The organism is Streptomyces sp. NPDC020747, assembly GCF_044334695.1.
Classification (GTDB): Bacteria; Actinomycetota; Actinomycetes; order Streptomycetales; family Streptomycetaceae; genus Streptomyces.
In genome coordinates this window covers 33,679-48,509 of record NZ_JBIRTJ010000012.1, presented here as the reverse complement: position 1 = coordinate 48,509, position 14,831 = coordinate 33,679, and the positions used below count along the sequence as shown (strand labels likewise).

Below are 14,831 nucleotides of genomic sequence, written 5' to 3'. Positions count from 1 at the left end.
CCTACGCGCCGCGCATCCCGGCCCGCGCGAACTCGCGCATGCCCTCCGCGAAGCCGACCTCCGGCTTCCATCCCAGCTCGGCCCGCAGCCGGGACGAGTCCGCCGTGATGTGCCGCACGTCCCCCAGCCGGTACTCGCCGGTCACGACCGGCTCGGGCCCGCCGTCCGCCGCGGCCAGCGCCGTCGCCATCTCTCCGACGGTGTGCGGCTCACCGCTGCCGGTGTTGTAGGCGGTGAGCGCTCCTACGGCCGAATCCGCCTCCAGCGCCATCGCGTTGGCCGTCGCCACGTCCCGTACGTGCACGAAGTCCCGCCGCTGCCGACCGTCCTCGTACACACGCGGGGCCTCGCCCCGGGCGAGCGCCGAACGGAAGAAGGAGGCGACCCCGGCGTACGGCGTGTCCCGGGGCATCCGCGGCCCGTACACGTTGTGGTAGCGCAACGACACCGCCGTCCCGCCCGTCGAGCGCGCCCACACGGCGGCCAGATGTTCCTGGGCGAGCTTGGTGGTGGCGTACACGTTGCGCGGGTCCGCCGGCGCGTCCTCCCCGACCAGCCCCGGTGCCAACTCCTCCCCGCACACCGGGCACCGAGGCTCGAAACGCCCGGCCGCGAGATCGGCTGCGCCCCGGGGCCCGGGCCGTACGCCCCCGTGCCGCGCGCATGTGTACCTGCCCTCCCCGTAGACCACCATCGACCCGGCCAGCACCAGCCGGCGTACGCCCATCTCGGCCATGGCCGTGAGCAGTACGGCGGTGCCGAGGTCGTTGCGGGACACGTACTCCGCCGCGTCGGCGAACCCGGTACCCAGGCCGACCATCGCCGCCTGATGGCACACGGCGTCGACACCGGTCAGGGCGCGGGCAACGGCCTCCGGGTTCCGGACGTCCGCGTCAGGATCATCACGTACGTCGAACACGACGGGCTCGTGCCCGCGCGCCCGGAGCGCCTCGACGACATGGGACCCGATGAACCCGGCACCGCCGGTGACCAGTACTCGCATGCGCCCACGTTAGGGCGGCACACCCGCCGCATCCCCGGGCCGCGCGCACCACGTCACGAGTCCGTAAGCACCTCTTCCTGATGCGGCCAAGGCGTGACGGTATCGGTGGATCCTGGTGTTCGTTGCGTGCGTCCCGTCAGCCGTGCTTGGCTCGCCCGATGAACTTTCTGTTGACGGCGAGTGGCCTGCGGAACGAGACGCTGCGGGATGCGCTGAGGGACATGCTGGGTAAGCCGTTCGGATCGGCGAACATCGTGTTCGTTCCCACGGCATCGGTCGCCGAGCCCGGGGACCACGGGTGGTTCCTCGCGGACATGAACCGGCTGCACGGCCTCGGCTGGCGGCAGTTCGACGTCCTGGAGCTGAACGGCCTGCCCCGGCAACTGGTGCTCGACCGGCTGCTCAACGCCGACGTCATCTATGCCGAGGGCGGCAGCCACTACCACCTCGCGCGCAGCATCACCGGCAACGGCCTGGCCGACGGCTTCCTTCAGGCGCTGGAGAGCCGGGTCTATGTGGGGGTCAGCGCCGGATCAATGATCTTCAGCCGCAATCTCACCGGACACTCCGCCGACGTCATCGGGGACACCCCGGACCTCCACGTGCTCGGCGCGACGACCGTGGAGCCGCCGTTCGGCCTCTTCGACTGGTATCTCAAGCCCCACCTGTACTCGCCGGATTTCCCCGAGCGGGACGACGCCTGGGCTGACCGCATCGCCGCGCGGGCGGACTTCCCGATCTACTTCATCGACGACGAGACAGCCGTTCGCGTCAGGGACGGCAAGGTGGATGTCGTTTCTGAAGGCCGCTGGCGATTCCATCCGTGACTCAGAGCTGCCCGTTGGTGAAACGCGTACACCTCGTGTGTGAGGTGTACGAGCCGCGGCTGCTCGGGAGTCAGTTGCTGCCGGCGAGTTCGCCGCTGAGTGTCTTGTGGAGGTGGGCGCTGGGCTCGTTCAGCCCGATGATCTCGACGGTCTTGCCGCGCTGGGCGTACTTGGTCTCGATGGCGTCCAGGGCGGCGACGGAGGAGGCGTCCCAGATGTGGGCGGCGGACAGGTCGATGACGACGTTGTCCGGGTCGCCCGCGTAGTCGAACCGGCCGACCAGGTCGTTGGAGGAGGCGAAGAACAGCTCGCCCGTGACCCGGTAGACGACGCTGGCGTGGTCGGTGTCGGTGACGGCGGTGACCTCGGCGAGGCGGGCGACGCGCTTGGCGAAGATGACCATCGCCGTGACGGATCCGGCGACGACGCCGATGGCGAGGTTGTGGGTGGCGACGACGCAGGCGACGGTGACCACCATCACGGTGATCTCCCCGGCCGGCATTCGCCTGAGTGTCTTCGGGGCGATGGAGTGCCAGTCGAAGGTCGCGAACGACACCATGACCATCACCGCGACGAGCGCCGCCATGGGGATGTCGGAGACGACCGGCCCGAAGACGATGCACAGCACCATCAGGAAGGCACCGGCAAGGAACGTCGACAGGCGGGTGCGGGCGCCGGAGACCCGTACGTTGATCATCGTCTGGCCGATCATCGCGCAGCCGCCCATGCCGCCGAAGAAGCCGGTCACGATGTTGGCGACGCCCTGCCCGATGGACTCGCGGGTCTTGGAGGAGTGGGTGTCGGTGATGTCGTCGACCAGCTTCGCGGTCATCAGCGACTCCATCAGACCGACCAGGGCCATCGCGAGCGCGTACGGAGCGACCGTGGTGAGGGTGTCCAGGGTGAACGGCACGTCCGGCAGCCCGGGGACCGGCAGCGCGGACGGCAGGTCGCCCTTGTCGCCCACGGTCGGCACCGCGATCCCGGCCGCGAGCGTGATGACCGTGAGGATGACGATGGAGACGAGCGGCGCCGGGATCACCGCGGTGACCCTCGGGAAGAACACCATCAGCGCCAGCCCGGCGGCGAGCAGCGGATAGACGGGCCAGGGCACGTTCGTCATCTCCGGCACCTGCGCCATGAAGATGAGAACGGCGAGGGAGTTGACGAAGCCGACCATCACGCTGCGCGGCACGAACCGCATCAGCCTGGCCACCCCGAGCGCGCCGAGGACGATCTGGAAGACACCGGCGAGTACGACCGCCGCGACCAGGTAGCCGAAGCCGTGTTCGCGGTTGAGCGGGGCGATGACCAGGGCGACGGCGCCGGTGGCGGCGGAGATCATGGCCGGCCGGCCGCCGACGATCGCGATGGTCACGGCCATCGTGAACGAGGCGAACAGGCCGATCGCCGGCTCGACCCCGGCGATGATCGAGAACGAGATCGCCTCCGGGATCAGTGCCAGGGCAACCACGAGACCGGCCAGCACCTCGGTGCGCAGCACCTTCGGATCGGACAGCCATGACGGACGTCGGGCGCCGCGCAGCCGCGCGACCGGGGACAGTGTGGGAGAGGACAAGACGAGAGGAACCTGTCGTGCTCGGGCACACCCGGCATCACGGCGGGCGCGCGAGTAGGTGTGAAGGGCCGGGGCGGTCCGCCACGAGGTCCGCGAGCGGTGCGGACCGAGGTCAGCGGGCAGCGGCGACGCGACCGGTGCGGGAAGCGGGCCCTGCCTGCGGTCGAAGGATCACGGCGGGCAGACGGCGGCGCCGGGCATCACGGACATGCGCACGCCTCTCCTGCGGACGACGGTCTTCGCCGGGGGCTTCGTCGGCCCCGACACGGCTGACGGTCACGGGACGGCATCCCGTGCCATGAGCGGGCACGGCAGGCGACCGCCCCGACAACGGCGCAACTCTACCCTAACGTTAGAGTAGAGATCGGTGTCGGCTGCCTTTGGCCGCGGTCGGCGGAAGACGAGGAAGGCACCCCGCGTGAGCAGCGAGCACATGCAGATCGGCGAGGTCGCCACACGGACCGAGCTGTCGCTGCGCACCATCCGGCACTACGAGGAGACCGGCCTCGTCATCCCCTCCGCCCGCTCCCAGGGCGGCTTCCGCCTCTACACCGAGGCCGACGTCGCCCGCCTGATGGTCATCCGTCGCATGAAGCCGCTCGGCTTCACCCTCGACGAGATGCGCGACCTGCTCGACGCCACCGACCGCCTCGACTCCGGCGAGGAACTGCCGCCCGAGGAACGCGAGGAACTGCTGCACCGGATTCGACGGTTTGAACAGGCCGCACACAAGCGAGTCGAGGATCTGCGCACCCAACTGGCCAGGGCTGAGGAGTTCGCGGCCACACTGGGGGAGCGTCTGACACGGGTGCTCGGCTAGACAGCCCTTTCAGCGACGGCCGTCGCCTCGCCGCGCTGCGCCTGGAGCAGTTGCCGGCGCTTGCCGTCCTTGAAGGGCCACGTGTGCGAACCGGGCTTGCGCGCCTCGTCCGCCAGATGCTTGAGCAGGCCCTTGTAACTGCTCTCCTTGATCTTCACGGCCAGGCGGCCACTGATGGAGAACCTGTTCGCGGTGTCGTCCTTGGAGGCGAGCTGCACGGTGGCGGCGCGACGCCCAAGGCTGACGCACAGGCCGAAGAACCCCACGTCGATGGACGCGGGTTGCTCACCCGCGATCCGGCTGAGCACCGTGTCGGCGGCGTGCGCGCCCAGCGGGCCCGCGGCCTGGCAGCTCATCCGCAGCGGCAGGTCCGACGGCGCCGCCGAATCCCCGGCCGCGACGATCCGCACGTCGTCCACGCTGGTCAACGTCTCGTCCGTGAGCAGGCGGCCCAGGGCGTCGGTGCTCAGCCCGCTGCGCGCGGCCAGGTCCGGCACGCCGAATCCGGCGGTCCACACGGTCACCTTGCTCGGCAGTTCACGGCCGTCACCGAGCTGCACGGCATCGCGCGCCACGGCCGCCACCTTCGCGTCGGGGCCTTCGAGCACGGCCACACCGAGCTCGGCCAGCCGCTTGGCGACCGTGCGTCGGACCCGAGGATGCAGATACGGGCCGAGCACCGCGCCGCACACCAGGGTCACGGGGCGGCCCGCCTCCGCCAGTTCGGCGGCGGCCTCGATGCCGAGCGCACCGGCTCCGACAACCGTCACCGCAGCCGTCGCGGGCGCGGCGTCGAGGACCGACCGCAGCCGCTGTGCCTCCTCCAGACTGGCGATCGGGTAGGCAAACTCGGCAGCCCCGGGCACGCCAGGGTCGGCGCTGCCACTGCCCACCGCGTACATCAGGTAGTCGTAGCCGATCACGCCGCCGGCCGCCAACGCCACGCTGTGCTCGGCCGCGTCGATCCGTGCCACGGTGTCGACCACCAGCCGGACGCCGTCGGCCAGCACCTCCCGGTAGTCGACGACCATGTCCTGGGACCCGCCCACCACTTGGTGCAGGCGGATCCGATGAACGAAGACCGGGCGCGGGTTGATCAGAGTCACTGTCACGTCGCCGCGCTGTGTCAGGCGATTGGCCGCCATGACGCCGGCGTATCCGCCGCCGATCACGATCACGTCCGTGTTCTCAGCCATGGTGTCTCCCTCATCCGCAGTGGGTTCGGCCTCAAGACTCCGCCCGGCCGGACCTTGTGACAGGTTGTGAGGCAGACCACTTGGCAGACGTGGAGCGCGGCGTGGGCGCCCGTGGCTTCAGCTGATCCGGACAGTGGGGGCCGGCGTGGGCTCGGGCGGAGGCGCGACGTCGTCGCCCTCCATGTCCTCCGCGCTCTCCGCGGCGATACGGGGCAGCCGCCGGTCGAGTGGACGGGGCAGCCACCATGCCGCGCGCCCCAGCAGCGCCATGGCCGCGGGCACCAGCACCATGCGGACGATCGTGGCGTCGAGCACGATGGCCGTGGCCAGCCCCAGGCCCATCATCTTGACGAGTGGCGAGGGGTTGGCGACGAAGCTGAGGAAGACCACCGTCATGATCAGCGCGGCGGAGGTGATCACGCGGCCCGTGACCGCCATACCGCGGGCCACCGACTCGGTGGGGTCGCCCGTGGCGTCGTACTCCTCACGGACTCGCGAGAGCAGGAACACCTCGTAGTCCATGGACAGGCCGAAGAGGACCGCGAAGAAGATCGTCGGCAGGGGCGAGGCGATCAGCATGGTCTCGTGCAGGTTGAACAGTCCTCCCAGCCAGCCCCACTGGAAGACGGCCACCACGACGCCGTACGCGCCGCCGATGGACAGCAGATTCATCACGGCGGCCTTCAGCGGCACCGCGACGGAGCGGAACACCAGCATCAGGAGCAGGAACGACACCACGATGATCGCGGCGATGAACACCGGCAGGGTGTCGGCGAGTTGACGGGTGAGATCGTCGGTCATGGCGGTCAGGCCCGACACGGCGACATTGTCGGGGATGATGCCGCGGACGCGTTCGAGGGTGTCGGAGGTCGCGGCGTCCGCGGGCGCTGTGGTCGGCAGCACGGGCAGCACGACCGTGTCACCCGCGGCGGAGAACCGGGGCTCGCCGAGGGACGCGATGCCGGGGTCGTCCGCGATGCGCCGCGACAACTCGGGGATGCCCTCGGCGTCCACACCGGGGCTGTTCAGGTCGGCGACGATGAGCAGCGGCGCGTTGAAGCCGGGGCCGAAGCCCTCCGCCAACAGGTCGTAGGCGCGGCGGTGGGTGGTGCTGGTCGCGTCGTTGCCCGCGTCGGGGAAACCCGTCTCCATGCGCAGCGCCGGGATCGCCAGGGCCAGCAGCACCGCGGACCCGGCCAGCAGGTAAGGCCACGGCCGACCGGAGACGCGGTGCGCGAACCGCCACCATGCCGTCTGCTCCGGGCTCTCGGGGCTCTCGGGGCTCTCGGACTTCCTGAAACGGCGCATGCGCGAGCCCCGGAACCGCCGCCGCCCCCTGTGGATGCGGTCGCCCAACAGCGACAACAGGGCGGGCAGCAGCGTCAGGGCGGTCGCCACGGCGAACAGCACGACCAGCGAGGTGCTCAGGCCGATCGAGGTCAGAAAGCCCAGGCCGGTCAGCGCGAGCGCGCTCATGGCGACGACCACGGTGCCGCCCGCGAACAGAACGGCCGCGCCCGACGAACTCATGGCGTTCGACAGCGCGGTGGAGTTGTCCTGGCCGGCCGCTCGGTTCTCCCGGCAGCGCGCCACGATGAACAGGGCGTAGTCGATACCGACACCCAGGCCGATCATCGCGCCGATCGTGGGCGCGGCGGTGGACACCTCCGTCGCATGGGCCAGCAGCGCGATGCTGCCCAGGCCGGCCGCCACGGCGACCAGGGCGAGCGCGACCGGGACCAGCGCGGCGACGATCGTGCCGAACGCCACCACCAGGATGACCAGGGCGGAGAGTAGGCCCGCCGCCTCCGCGCCCGACGTCGGCGTCTCGGCGTTGATGAACACGGCGTCGCCCCCGAGTTCGGCGACGACACCGTCGCCGCGTACGGGCTCGATCGCGTCGCTCAGGGCATCGATCTGCCTGGGATCCACTTTCATCGGCGGTACGTCGAAGGCGACTTGGACGTAGCCGATCCGTCCGTCGGGCGAGATCGTGCCCCCGGTGAAGGGGTCGGTGACCGTGGCGACGTGTTCCACGTCGGCGATGCGGTCGACGGCCGCCTCGACGGCAGGCCGGTGACGGTCGATCCGTTCCCCTTCCGGCACGGCGAAGACGGCGACGGCGCTGCCGCCGGACGCCTCGGGGAAGCGGTCCTCAAGCAGTTCCATCGCCTTCTCGCTCTGGCTGCCCGGAGCGACGAGGTCGTCGACGAACGAGCCGCCGACCAGGCCGGCAAGAGGCAGTACGAGCGCCAGGGCGGTCACCCAGGCGCCGATGGTCACCCACGGCCGGCGGGCGCTCGCGTCGCCGATACGGCGCGTGAGTCGATTCATGGCTGCAACTCCTGGGAGACGGCTGCCGACCGGCGGCAGTTGTTGGATGGGCTCGTGCGGGAGCTGCCGACCGTTGGACTTGTCGGCTGGGTTCGTGCGAGACGGCTGCCGACCGGCGGCACCGGTCGGTGCGCGGCGGCAGGAGGTTCGAGCGGTTCCATCGTGGGCGCCGACGCCGGTGCCGTCTCCCGCCGTCAGAGGGGTCGGGCGCCCCCACGCACGACGGGGAGTAGGGGCCCACCTCTCCGTCCGCGGACGGAGGGCCGCATCCGCCCGCAGGCGGGTGACGGTGCCTCGGAGCTGGACTTACGATGGCTTGCCCGGCGCGTCGCGGTGCCTGCGCCAGGCCACGGGACGCTTCCCGGCCAAGGCACCGGCCGCCTCTCGATGGAGCGACGATGATCCGTACGGCTCCGCATGCCGAGACGCCCGGCCCCGGCCGCAGGGCGCCGGGCAGCTTCCGCGGCCCGTTCACGCGCTGGCCGCGGGGCGCGGACGCCGTACTCGCGACCGTCGTGTTCCTGCTGACCGCGCTCCTGGAAGAGGGTCCGGGGGATTCCCTCGTCGTCCGCCCTGTCACCAGCGTCCTCCAGCCCGCCCTCCTGCTCATCATCCTGGCCGGCGCCGCGCTCTACCTGCGTCGGCGCAGGCCGGTCGCGGTCCTGTGCGTGGCACTCGTCGCGTGGCTCCCGACGCTGGGAAGCAGCTACTCCGTGCTGGGCGGGGTCGTGATCGTCGCGCTCTACAGCGTCGGGCGGCACGACGACGACAACCGGTGGGGTCCACTCGGCGTCGGCGCCGCTGTCGCCACGCTCACGATCGACGGCCTCCTCCTCTCCACCCCCTGGGAGGACATCGGCTTCGGCTACGTCGTCATGTTCGGGGCCTGGTACCTCGGCCGACGCCTCCGGCTCCGAGCCGGGCGTGCTGCCCGGCTGCGCCAGGAACAGGCCGCCGAGGCACGGCGGATCGTGGCCGAGGAACGCACCCACATCGCCCGTGAACTGCACGACGTGGTCGCCCACCGGGTGAGCATGATGACGGTCCAGGCCGGTGCGGCCCGGATGGTGGCCGCCGAGGATCCGCAGGGCGCCCTGGAGGCGATGGCGGCCGTGGAGGAAGCGGGACGCCAGGCGCTGGACGAACTGCGGCACCTGCTGGGAGTGTTGCGGCCGAACGCCGAGCGCGACGGCCTGGGCCCTCAGCCGGGCCTGGCCGACCTGCCCCGCCTGGTGGCCGAGGTCCGGGAGGCGGGCCTGGACGTCTCGATCGCGGGCGGCATCCGGGATCCCCTCCCGGCCCGCGTGGATCTCTCGGCGTACCGCATAGTCCAGGAGGCACTGACCAACGTGCTCAAGCACAGCGGACCGCAGACCCGCACCGAGGTGCGCCTGCGTGCCGAAGGCGACGGCATCACCGTCGAGGTCCTCGACGACGGCCGCGGGACCGCCGTCCGCTCCGTGTCGGCCGCGCACGAGGGCCTGCCCGGCCACGGCATCGTCGGCATGCGGGAACGAGCCCTGCTGCTCGGCGGAAGCCTCGACGCCAAGCCGCGTCCCGGCGGCGGCTTCCGGCTCACCGCACACCTGCCCACCAAGGGGGAGCCCACGTGAGCATCCGCGTCGTCGTCGCCGACGACCAGGCGCTGGTACGCCGCGGCTTCGCCATGATTCTCCGGGTCCACCACGACATCGAGGTCGTGGCCGAGGCGGGGACCGGCATCGAGGCGATCGAGGCCGTACGCCGGCATCGCCCGGACGTGATCCTCATGGACATCCGCATGCCCGAGATGGACGGCCTCGAAGCGACCTCCCGGATACTTCGGGAGGCGGACTGGGAGACCAGGGTGCTGATCCTGACCACCTTCGACCCGGACGAGTACGTCTACGAGGCGCTGCGCTCCGGCGCCAGTGCCTTCGTGCTCAAGGACATTCCCCCCGAACAACTGGCCACCGCCGTACGCACCGTGGCCGAGGGCGGCACACTGCTGGCCCCGTCCATCACCCGGCGCTTCATCGACCGGTTCACGCAGCGCCGCGTCAACACCGTCGCCGCGGCCCGCCTGGAACGGCTCACCGGCCGCGAGGGCGAGATCATGACCGCCGTGGCCCGGGGCGCGAGCAACGCGGAGATCGCCGGGCAGCTGTCCATCGGCGCGGCCACCGTCAAGTCACATGTGTCGAGCATCCTCACCAAGCTCGGCCTGCGCGACCGGATCCAGATCGTGATCTTCGCCTACGAGAGCGGCCTGGTGGAAGCGGGCGACCACGACGTCGGCCACTGACGGCGTCAGGAGGTGAGCTGCTGGTGCCCTATGACGGAGAGCAGTTCGAGCTTGCTGTGGCTCTCCGTGCCGGGGCGGGTGGTCAGCACCACGAGGGTCTGGGCCCGGTTGTCGGTGAAGAGGACCTGGCCGTCGACCTCGATGCGGCCGAGTTCGGGATGGACGATGGTCTTGCTCTCGTCGTAGCGCTGGGCGACCTCCTGCAGTTCCCACGCGCGGACGAACTCGGGGCTGTGTTCGTGGAGTTCGGCGAGGATGCGAGCGGCCCGGGGCGTGTCGCTGCCGGCTGTCAGCGCGACGCGCAGACGGGCTGCCTGGGTGCGGCTGTGGTGTGCGTGGTCCTCCTCGGGGTAGACCAGGCGTTCGGCGGGGTCCATGAACCAGCGGTAGTAGGCGCTGCGGGCCAGTCCGGTGTGGCACGTCTGGTCGCCGAGCAGGGCGATGGCCAGTGGGTTCATCGCGAGAGTGTCTGCCATGTCGGTCAGTACCAGGGCCGGGGAGTCGTCGAGGCGGTCAAGGACCCGCATCAGGGTCGGGCTGACGTGCTCGGAGCGCTGGAGACGGGCCGGGGCGTTGTGGCCGATGAGGACGAAGAGGTGGTCGCGCTCGTCCGGGGTCAGCCGCAGCGCCCGGGCGAGGGCCGTGGTGATCTGGATGGAGGGCTGCGGGGCACGCCGCTGCTCCAGGCGGGCGTAGTAGTCGGTGGACATGCCCGCGAGCTGGGCGACCTCCTCGCGGCGCAGCCCCCGGGTACGCCTGCGCGGGCCCTCGACCAGCCCGACGTCACGGGGGCGCAGCGTCTCACGCCGCCGACGCAGGAATTCCGCCAGCTCCTTCTTGTCCATGCCGTCCATCATGACCACTGTCCGTTCGCCCAGCCAGGGATCGCCGATCCATGGGTAGACCGTCCTCTCCCGCCGCCGCGAAGACGCTCCTACGGTCGGGAGCCACGGGGCGATCACCGGCCCGTGTCAGCGAAGGAAGAGGACACCCCCCCCATGAAGATGACCGGCAACACGATCCTGATCACCGGCGGCACCTCGGGTATCGGGCTCGGCCTGGCCCTGCGCCTGCACGAGGCCGGCAACAAGGTGATCGTCGCGGGGCGGCGCAAGGAACTGCTCGACCGGATCACGAGCGAGCACCCGGGCGTCGAGGCGCTGGTCCTCGACGTCGCCGACCCCGCCTCCATCGCTCGCGCCGCCGAAACAGTGGCGACGAGCCATCCGCAGCTGAACGTCCTGGTCAACAACGCGGGCATCATGCTGCCGGAGAACCTCCTCGACCCCGCCTGCCTCCCGGTCGCCGAGGACCACGTCACGGTCAACCTGCTCGGCACGATCCGGATGACGTACGCCTTCCTGCCCCTGCTGGAGGACAAGAAGGACGCGGTCGTCATGAACGTCACCTCCGCGCTGGCGTTCGTGCCGCTGCCGATCACTCCGACCTACAACGCGACGAAGGCCGCGCTGCACTCCTTCTCCGAGAGCCTGCGCGTGCAGCTCGCAGACAGCGACGTCCAGGTGATCGAGGTGGCTCCGCCGGGCGTGCGGACCACCCTGCTGGGCCAGCAGGACGACGAGAACGCCATGCCCCTGGACGAATTCCTCGACGAGGCACTCACCCTCCTGCGTGAGCGGCCCGACGCCAAGGAAATCGTCGTGGAGCGCGCCAAGTTCGTGCGCCACGCCGAGGCCAACGGCACGTACGACGAGGTCCTGACCATGCTCGCGGGCGTCTGAACTCCCTTGTGACGCACAGGGATACCGGGTCGTTCACAGGCCGTGGACGGTTCCGAAGAACTGGTCGATCTCCCGGCGGCCGGGCGCCGGTTGGGCCAGTGTCTCGGAGCCGGGGGCGCGCAGCCCGTCGAGCAGCACGCCGATGTGGCGATCGGCCAGGTCCGCTGTGGCGCTGCCGTTCTCGTCGTCGGGCAGGCGTGGCGGAATCGAGTTGAGCATCAGGACGACGTCGAAGGCGTTCACGTCGTCACGCAGGGCTCCCGCGCGCTGGGTCCGGACCACCAGATCCTCCAGGGCGGTGAGGAGTTCGGTGCGGACGCCGGCGAGCTCGGGTCCCGGTTCCTTGGCGCGCCCCCGGGACACGGGGAAGAGCTGTCCGCTGCGCAGCCGCATCATGTGGCGCACCACCCGGGTGAACGGGTGCCACGCGGCCGGTTCCTCGGCCAGGGCGAGCCGCACCTCGGCCAGGCTCTCCTGCATCACCTTGATCGCGATGCGTTCCACCAGGACGGTCTTGTTCGGGAAGTGCCGGTAGATGGTGCCCATACCCAGACCGGACCGGCGGGCGACCTCCGCGATCGACGCCTGATAGCCCAGGTCGGCGAACACCTCCTGGGCGACCTGGAGGATCTGCTCGACGTTCTGGCGGGCGTCGGCTCGTAGCGGACGTTCGTCGGGGGCTGTTGACGGGCTCATTTGTTCACGATGTTAGCCTCCACCGAGATAAACGGAAATTGGGTTTCCGTTTGGCTGTGCATTCCTGAGGAGGCCCCCATGACCGTGCCGGCAGACCCCCACACCCACGCCGACTTCCCTTCCGGCTTCCGTGGCGTCGTGCTGCGGCCCGGCGACGACCGGTACGACGCGGCCCGAACCCTCTACCAGGGCCGTGCCGCCGATGAAGGCCCCGCGCTGATCGCGCGGTGCGCCGACGAGGACGACGTCGCGACCGCCCTGCGCCATGCCTCCGTCCACGGCATCCCGGTGGCCGTCCGTGGCGGGGGCCACGGCTCCGACGGGTACGCGATGCCAGGAGGCGCCCTGGTCGTCGACCTCTCGGCGATGAAAGAGGTGACCGTCGACCCCCGGACGCGCGTGGTGCGGGCCCAACCGGGTGTCCTGCTCGGCGAGTTGGACGCCGCTGCCCAGCAGCACGGTCTCGCCGTACCGGCCGGGACGGTCAGCAGCACCGGCGTCGCCGGGCTGACCCTGGGCGGCGGGATCGGGCACCTGATGCGTCGCTTCGGCGCCACCGTCGACAACCTGCTCGCCTGCGAGATGGTCACCGTGGACGGCCGCAAGGTCCGCGCCGACGAGGCCGAGAACCCGGAGCTGTTCTGGGCGCTGCGTGGGGGGGCGGCAACTTCGGGGTCGTCACCGCCTTCGAGTACCGCGCGCACCCGGTCGGCCCCGACGTCGTCGCCGGGCAGCTGATCTTCCCGCTCGACCAGGTCGCCGACATCCTTGGCAAGCTCCCGGCGCACATGGCCACCGCCCCACGAGAGCTGGGCCTGCTGGCCGTGCTCGCCCCTGCCCCAGCGCTGCCGATGCTGCCGCCGGAGGCACACGGCGAGCCGGTCCTGGTCCTCGTCCCCGTCTACACCGGGGACCTCACGACAGCGGATGAGGTCATCGAGCCGCTCGTCGCACTCGGTGAGCCGCTGGTCAACATGGTCGCCAGGACGCCGTGGCTGCGGGCGAACAGCATGCTCGACGCCGCAGCGCCGTACGGCAAGCGCATGAATCTGCGCGGTGGCTACCTCCCCGCCCTGTCCGCCGACGTCATCGACACCCTGCTGCGCCAGGCCGTCACCGCACCGTCGCACCCCGGTGCCGCCAGCTCCTTCAACCTCTGGTGCATGGGCGGCGCGATCTCCGAGGACGTCGCCGAGGACGCCACGGCCTTCTCCCGCGAGGGCGCCGCCTGGCTGTGGGAGGCCGTCAACATGTGGGACGTACCCGACCACGACATGCGGTACGAGCAGTGGGCGACGAACGTCAGCGAGGTGATGCGGCCCCATTCGCTGACCAACGGCTACACCAACCTCACCGACGACCTGGGCGAGGCGTGGCGCCGCGGCGTGCACGGCAGCGAGGCCAAGCACCAGCGGCTGCGCACGGTCAAGACCACCTGGGACCCGCACAACCTGCTCCGCCACAACAAGAACATCGCCCCCGAGGCTGTCGCCGCTCCGGCGACCAACGACGGCCCACGACGCTGATCTCGCACTTTCACCTGTGTCCGAGCAACCGCCGCAACCGTGGAAGAGCGTGACGGTCATGTCTTGAGTGGAGCGAGACGTGTGCGCGGCCGGGCCGCACAAGCTCGGTCGCGCACGGCGAGCAGGCACGGTGTCCGCGTCCGTCAACGACGGATGCGCTCGCGCGGCGCGGGGACCGAGGCGCGTTCCCCGGACCATGTAGTACCGGTAGGCACGATCCGCCGGGTGAAACACGGGGTTGGACGTGATTTCGCAGTTCCGTACGCGGGTCGCCGTCCGTGCGACGAGGGTCGCTGTTTGCCGACTGTGCGGCTGGATACCCGACGCGCATGGCTGGAGCAAACAACAGGACGACGAACGGACAGTCGCCGACCGCGAGTGCGCGAGCGGCGAAGAAGACCGTGACCGAAGGCGCCGCGGCGCCGGCGAAGGAGTCGCAGCGGGCTGCCGCCCAGGCGGCGGAGAGTGCCGGAGAAGCGGCCGCCGCCGTGGGCCACGGCGGCAAGGAAGCCGTGGTGAGTCTCGGCGGAGCGGCTTCGGAGAAGGCCAGGGAAGCGGCCAGGACCGTGCAGGGCACCGTCTCCTCGGCCGCCCAGCAGACGATCGGGAAGGCCGGCATGGCATGGACCCTCCTGAAGGCCAGGAAGGTCCTGGCGGTCGCCGCCGGAGCGGGCACCGCCACCGTGGTCCTCTGCTCCTACACGCTGGGCCGCCGTGCCGGTCTGCGTCGGCGTGGACCGCTGTCCCGGCTCAGCGGCGGCCGTCTCTGATCAGCACAACGTCACCGAGGCGCTCCTCGGCACGGGCCCGCGAGAGCTTTCCGC

At 70.7% G+C, this 14,831-nt stretch carries 14 protein-coding genes; 8 read left to right on the top strand and 6 right to left on the bottom strand.

Annotated elements, in window-relative coordinates:
- Position 1 precedes the first annotated feature (1 nt).
- Positions 2-1,003 (bottom strand): NAD-dependent epimerase/dehydratase family protein, encoded by a 1,002-nt coding sequence (locus ACH4YP_RS29030; RefSeq protein ID WP_398493467.1) that lies wholly within the window; start codon positions 1,001-1,003, stop codon positions 2-4.
- A 158-nt stretch (positions 1,004-1,161) separates the two neighbouring features.
- Here ACH4YP_RS29030 and ACH4YP_RS29025 point away from each other — a divergent pair, with 158 nt between their 5' ends.
- Positions 1,162-1,830 carry a Type 1 glutamine amidotransferase-like domain-containing protein gene (locus ACH4YP_RS29025; protein WP_361069231.1) on the top strand — a complete coding sequence of 223 codons (669 nt, stop codon included), beginning with the start codon at positions 1,162-1,164 and terminating at the stop codon, positions 1,828-1,830.
- A gap of 70 nt (positions 1,831-1,900) precedes the next feature.
- Here the strand turns inward: ACH4YP_RS29025 and ACH4YP_RS29020 are convergent, their stop codons facing one another.
- A complete protein-coding gene (locus tag ACH4YP_RS29020; protein WP_398493465.1) occupies positions 1,901-3,409 on the bottom strand; it encodes a SulP family inorganic anion transporter in 1,509 nt (502 codons plus the stop codon).
- A 418-nt stretch (positions 3,410-3,827) separates the two neighbouring features.
- On the opposite strand from ACH4YP_RS29020, the gene ACH4YP_RS29015 reads away from it, so the two are divergent.
- Positions 3,828-4,229, top strand: coding sequence for a MerR family transcriptional regulator (locus ACH4YP_RS29015; protein ID WP_398493463.1), 402 nt, complete (start codon positions 3,828-3,830; stop codon positions 4,227-4,229).
- Here the strand turns inward: ACH4YP_RS29015 and ACH4YP_RS29010 are convergent.
- Both ACH4YP_RS29010 and ACH4YP_RS29005 read right to left on the bottom strand, forming a co-directional pair.
- Positions 4,226-5,425, bottom strand: a complete 1,200-nt coding sequence (locus tag ACH4YP_RS29010; protein ID WP_398493461.1) for an NAD(P)/FAD-dependent oxidoreductase — start codon at positions 5,423-5,425, stop codon at positions 4,226-4,228. The genes ACH4YP_RS29015 and ACH4YP_RS29010 overlap by 4 nt on opposite strands.
- Positions 5,426-5,542: 117 nt before the next feature.
- On the bottom strand, positions 5,543-7,759 hold the full coding sequence (locus ACH4YP_RS29005; RefSeq protein ID WP_398493459.1) for an MMPL family transporter: 2,217 nt from the start codon (positions 7,757-7,759) through the stop codon (positions 5,543-5,545).
- Positions 7,760-8,157: 398 nt separating this feature from the next.
- Between ACH4YP_RS29005 and ACH4YP_RS29000 the strand changes: the two genes are divergently transcribed.
- The gene (locus tag ACH4YP_RS29000; RefSeq protein WP_398493457.1) at positions 8,158-9,372 is read left to right on the top strand and encodes a sensor histidine kinase; all 1,215 of its coding nucleotides are present in this window, start codon (positions 8,158-8,160) and stop codon (positions 9,370-9,372) included.
- On the top strand, positions 9,369-10,043 hold the full coding sequence (locus tag ACH4YP_RS28995) for a response regulator transcription factor (protein ID WP_361069213.1): 675 nt from the start codon (positions 9,369-9,371) through the stop codon (positions 10,041-10,043). The genes ACH4YP_RS29000 and ACH4YP_RS28995 overlap by 4 nt, the downstream gene beginning before the upstream one ends.
- 5 nt (positions 10,044-10,048) lie before the next feature.
- On the opposite strand, the gene ACH4YP_RS28990 is transcribed toward ACH4YP_RS28995, so the two are convergent.
- Positions 10,049-10,888: a helix-turn-helix transcriptional regulator gene (locus tag ACH4YP_RS28990; protein WP_398493454.1), complete on the bottom strand. Its 840-nt coding sequence runs from the start codon at positions 10,886-10,888 to the stop codon at positions 10,049-10,051.
- A gap of 153 nt (positions 10,889-11,041) precedes the next feature.
- On the opposite strand from ACH4YP_RS28990, the gene ACH4YP_RS28985 reads away from it, so the two are divergent.
- Positions 11,042-11,785 carry an SDR family oxidoreductase gene (locus ACH4YP_RS28985; RefSeq protein ID WP_398493452.1) on the top strand — a complete coding sequence of 248 codons (744 nt, stop codon included), beginning with the start codon at positions 11,042-11,044 and terminating at the stop codon, positions 11,783-11,785.
- Positions 11,786-11,818: 33 nt separating this feature from the next.
- Here the strand turns inward: ACH4YP_RS28985 and ACH4YP_RS28980 are convergent, their stop codons facing one another.
- Entirely contained in the window at positions 11,819-12,481 is a 663-nt protein-coding gene (locus ACH4YP_RS28980) for a TetR/AcrR family transcriptional regulator (protein WP_398493450.1), read from the bottom strand.
- 78 nt (positions 12,482-12,559) lie between these two features.
- Here ACH4YP_RS28980 and ACH4YP_RS28975 point away from each other — a divergent pair, with 78 nt between their 5' ends.
- The 3 genes from ACH4YP_RS28975 to ACH4YP_RS28965 all read left to right on the top strand — a co-directional run bounded on the left by ACH4YP_RS28975 (position 12,560) and on the right by ACH4YP_RS28965 (position 14,777).
- Complete coding sequence (locus tag ACH4YP_RS28975; RefSeq protein ID WP_398493448.1) at positions 12,560-13,219, top strand: FAD-binding oxidoreductase; 660 nt, start codon at positions 12,560-12,562, stop codon at positions 13,217-13,219.
- 50 nt (positions 13,220-13,269) lie between these two features.
- Complete coding sequence (locus ACH4YP_RS28970; RefSeq protein WP_398493446.1) at positions 13,270-14,007, top strand: BBE domain-containing protein; 738 nt, start codon at positions 13,270-13,272, stop codon at positions 14,005-14,007.
- 329 nt (positions 14,008-14,336) lie between these two features.
- The gene (locus ACH4YP_RS28965) at positions 14,337-14,777 is read left to right on the top strand and encodes a hypothetical protein (protein WP_361069200.1); all 441 of its coding nucleotides are present in this window, start codon (positions 14,337-14,339) and stop codon (positions 14,775-14,777) included.
- Positions 14,778-14,831: the final 54 nt, after the last annotated feature.

Bases quoted from the DNA above. Each gene is read 5' to 3' on its own strand.
- ACH4YP_RS29010 (WP_398493461.1), bottom strand. From the start codon at position 5,425: ATGGCTGAGAACACGGACGTGATCGTGATCGGCGGCGGATACGCCGGC.
- ACH4YP_RS28970 (WP_398493446.1), top strand. From the start codon at position 13,270: ATGGCCACCGCCCCACGAGAGCTGGGCCTGCTGGCCGTGCTCGCCCCT.
- ACH4YP_RS28975 (WP_398493448.1), top strand. From the start codon at position 12,560: ATGACCGTGCCGGCAGACCCCCACACCCACGCCGACTTCCCTTCCGGC.
- ACH4YP_RS29005 (WP_398493459.1), bottom strand. From the start codon at position 7,759: ATGAATCGACTCACGCGCCGTATCGGCGACGCGAGCGCCCGCCGGCCG.
- ACH4YP_RS28965 (WP_361069200.1), top strand. From the start codon at position 14,337: ATGGCTGGAGCAAACAACAGGACGACGAACGGACAGTCGCCGACCGCG.
- ACH4YP_RS29025 (WP_361069231.1), top strand. From the start codon at position 1,162: ATGAACTTTCTGTTGACGGCGAGTGGCCTGCGGAACGAGACGCTGCGG.
- ACH4YP_RS28990 (WP_398493454.1), bottom strand. From the start codon at position 10,888: ATGGACAAGAAGGAGCTGGCGGAATTCCTGCGTCGGCGGCGTGAGACG.
- ACH4YP_RS28985 (WP_398493452.1), top strand. From the start codon at position 11,042: ATGAAGATGACCGGCAACACGATCCTGATCACCGGCGGCACCTCGGGT.
- ACH4YP_RS29030 (WP_398493467.1), bottom strand. From the start codon at position 1,003: ATGCGAGTACTGGTCACCGGCGGTGCCGGGTTCATCGGGTCCCATGTC.
- ACH4YP_RS29000 (WP_398493457.1), top strand. From the start codon at position 8,158: ATGATCCGTACGGCTCCGCATGCCGAGACGCCCGGCCCCGGCCGCAGG.
- ACH4YP_RS28980 (WP_398493450.1), bottom strand. From the start codon at position 12,481: ATGAGCCCGTCAACAGCCCCCGACGAACGTCCGCTACGAGCCGACGCC.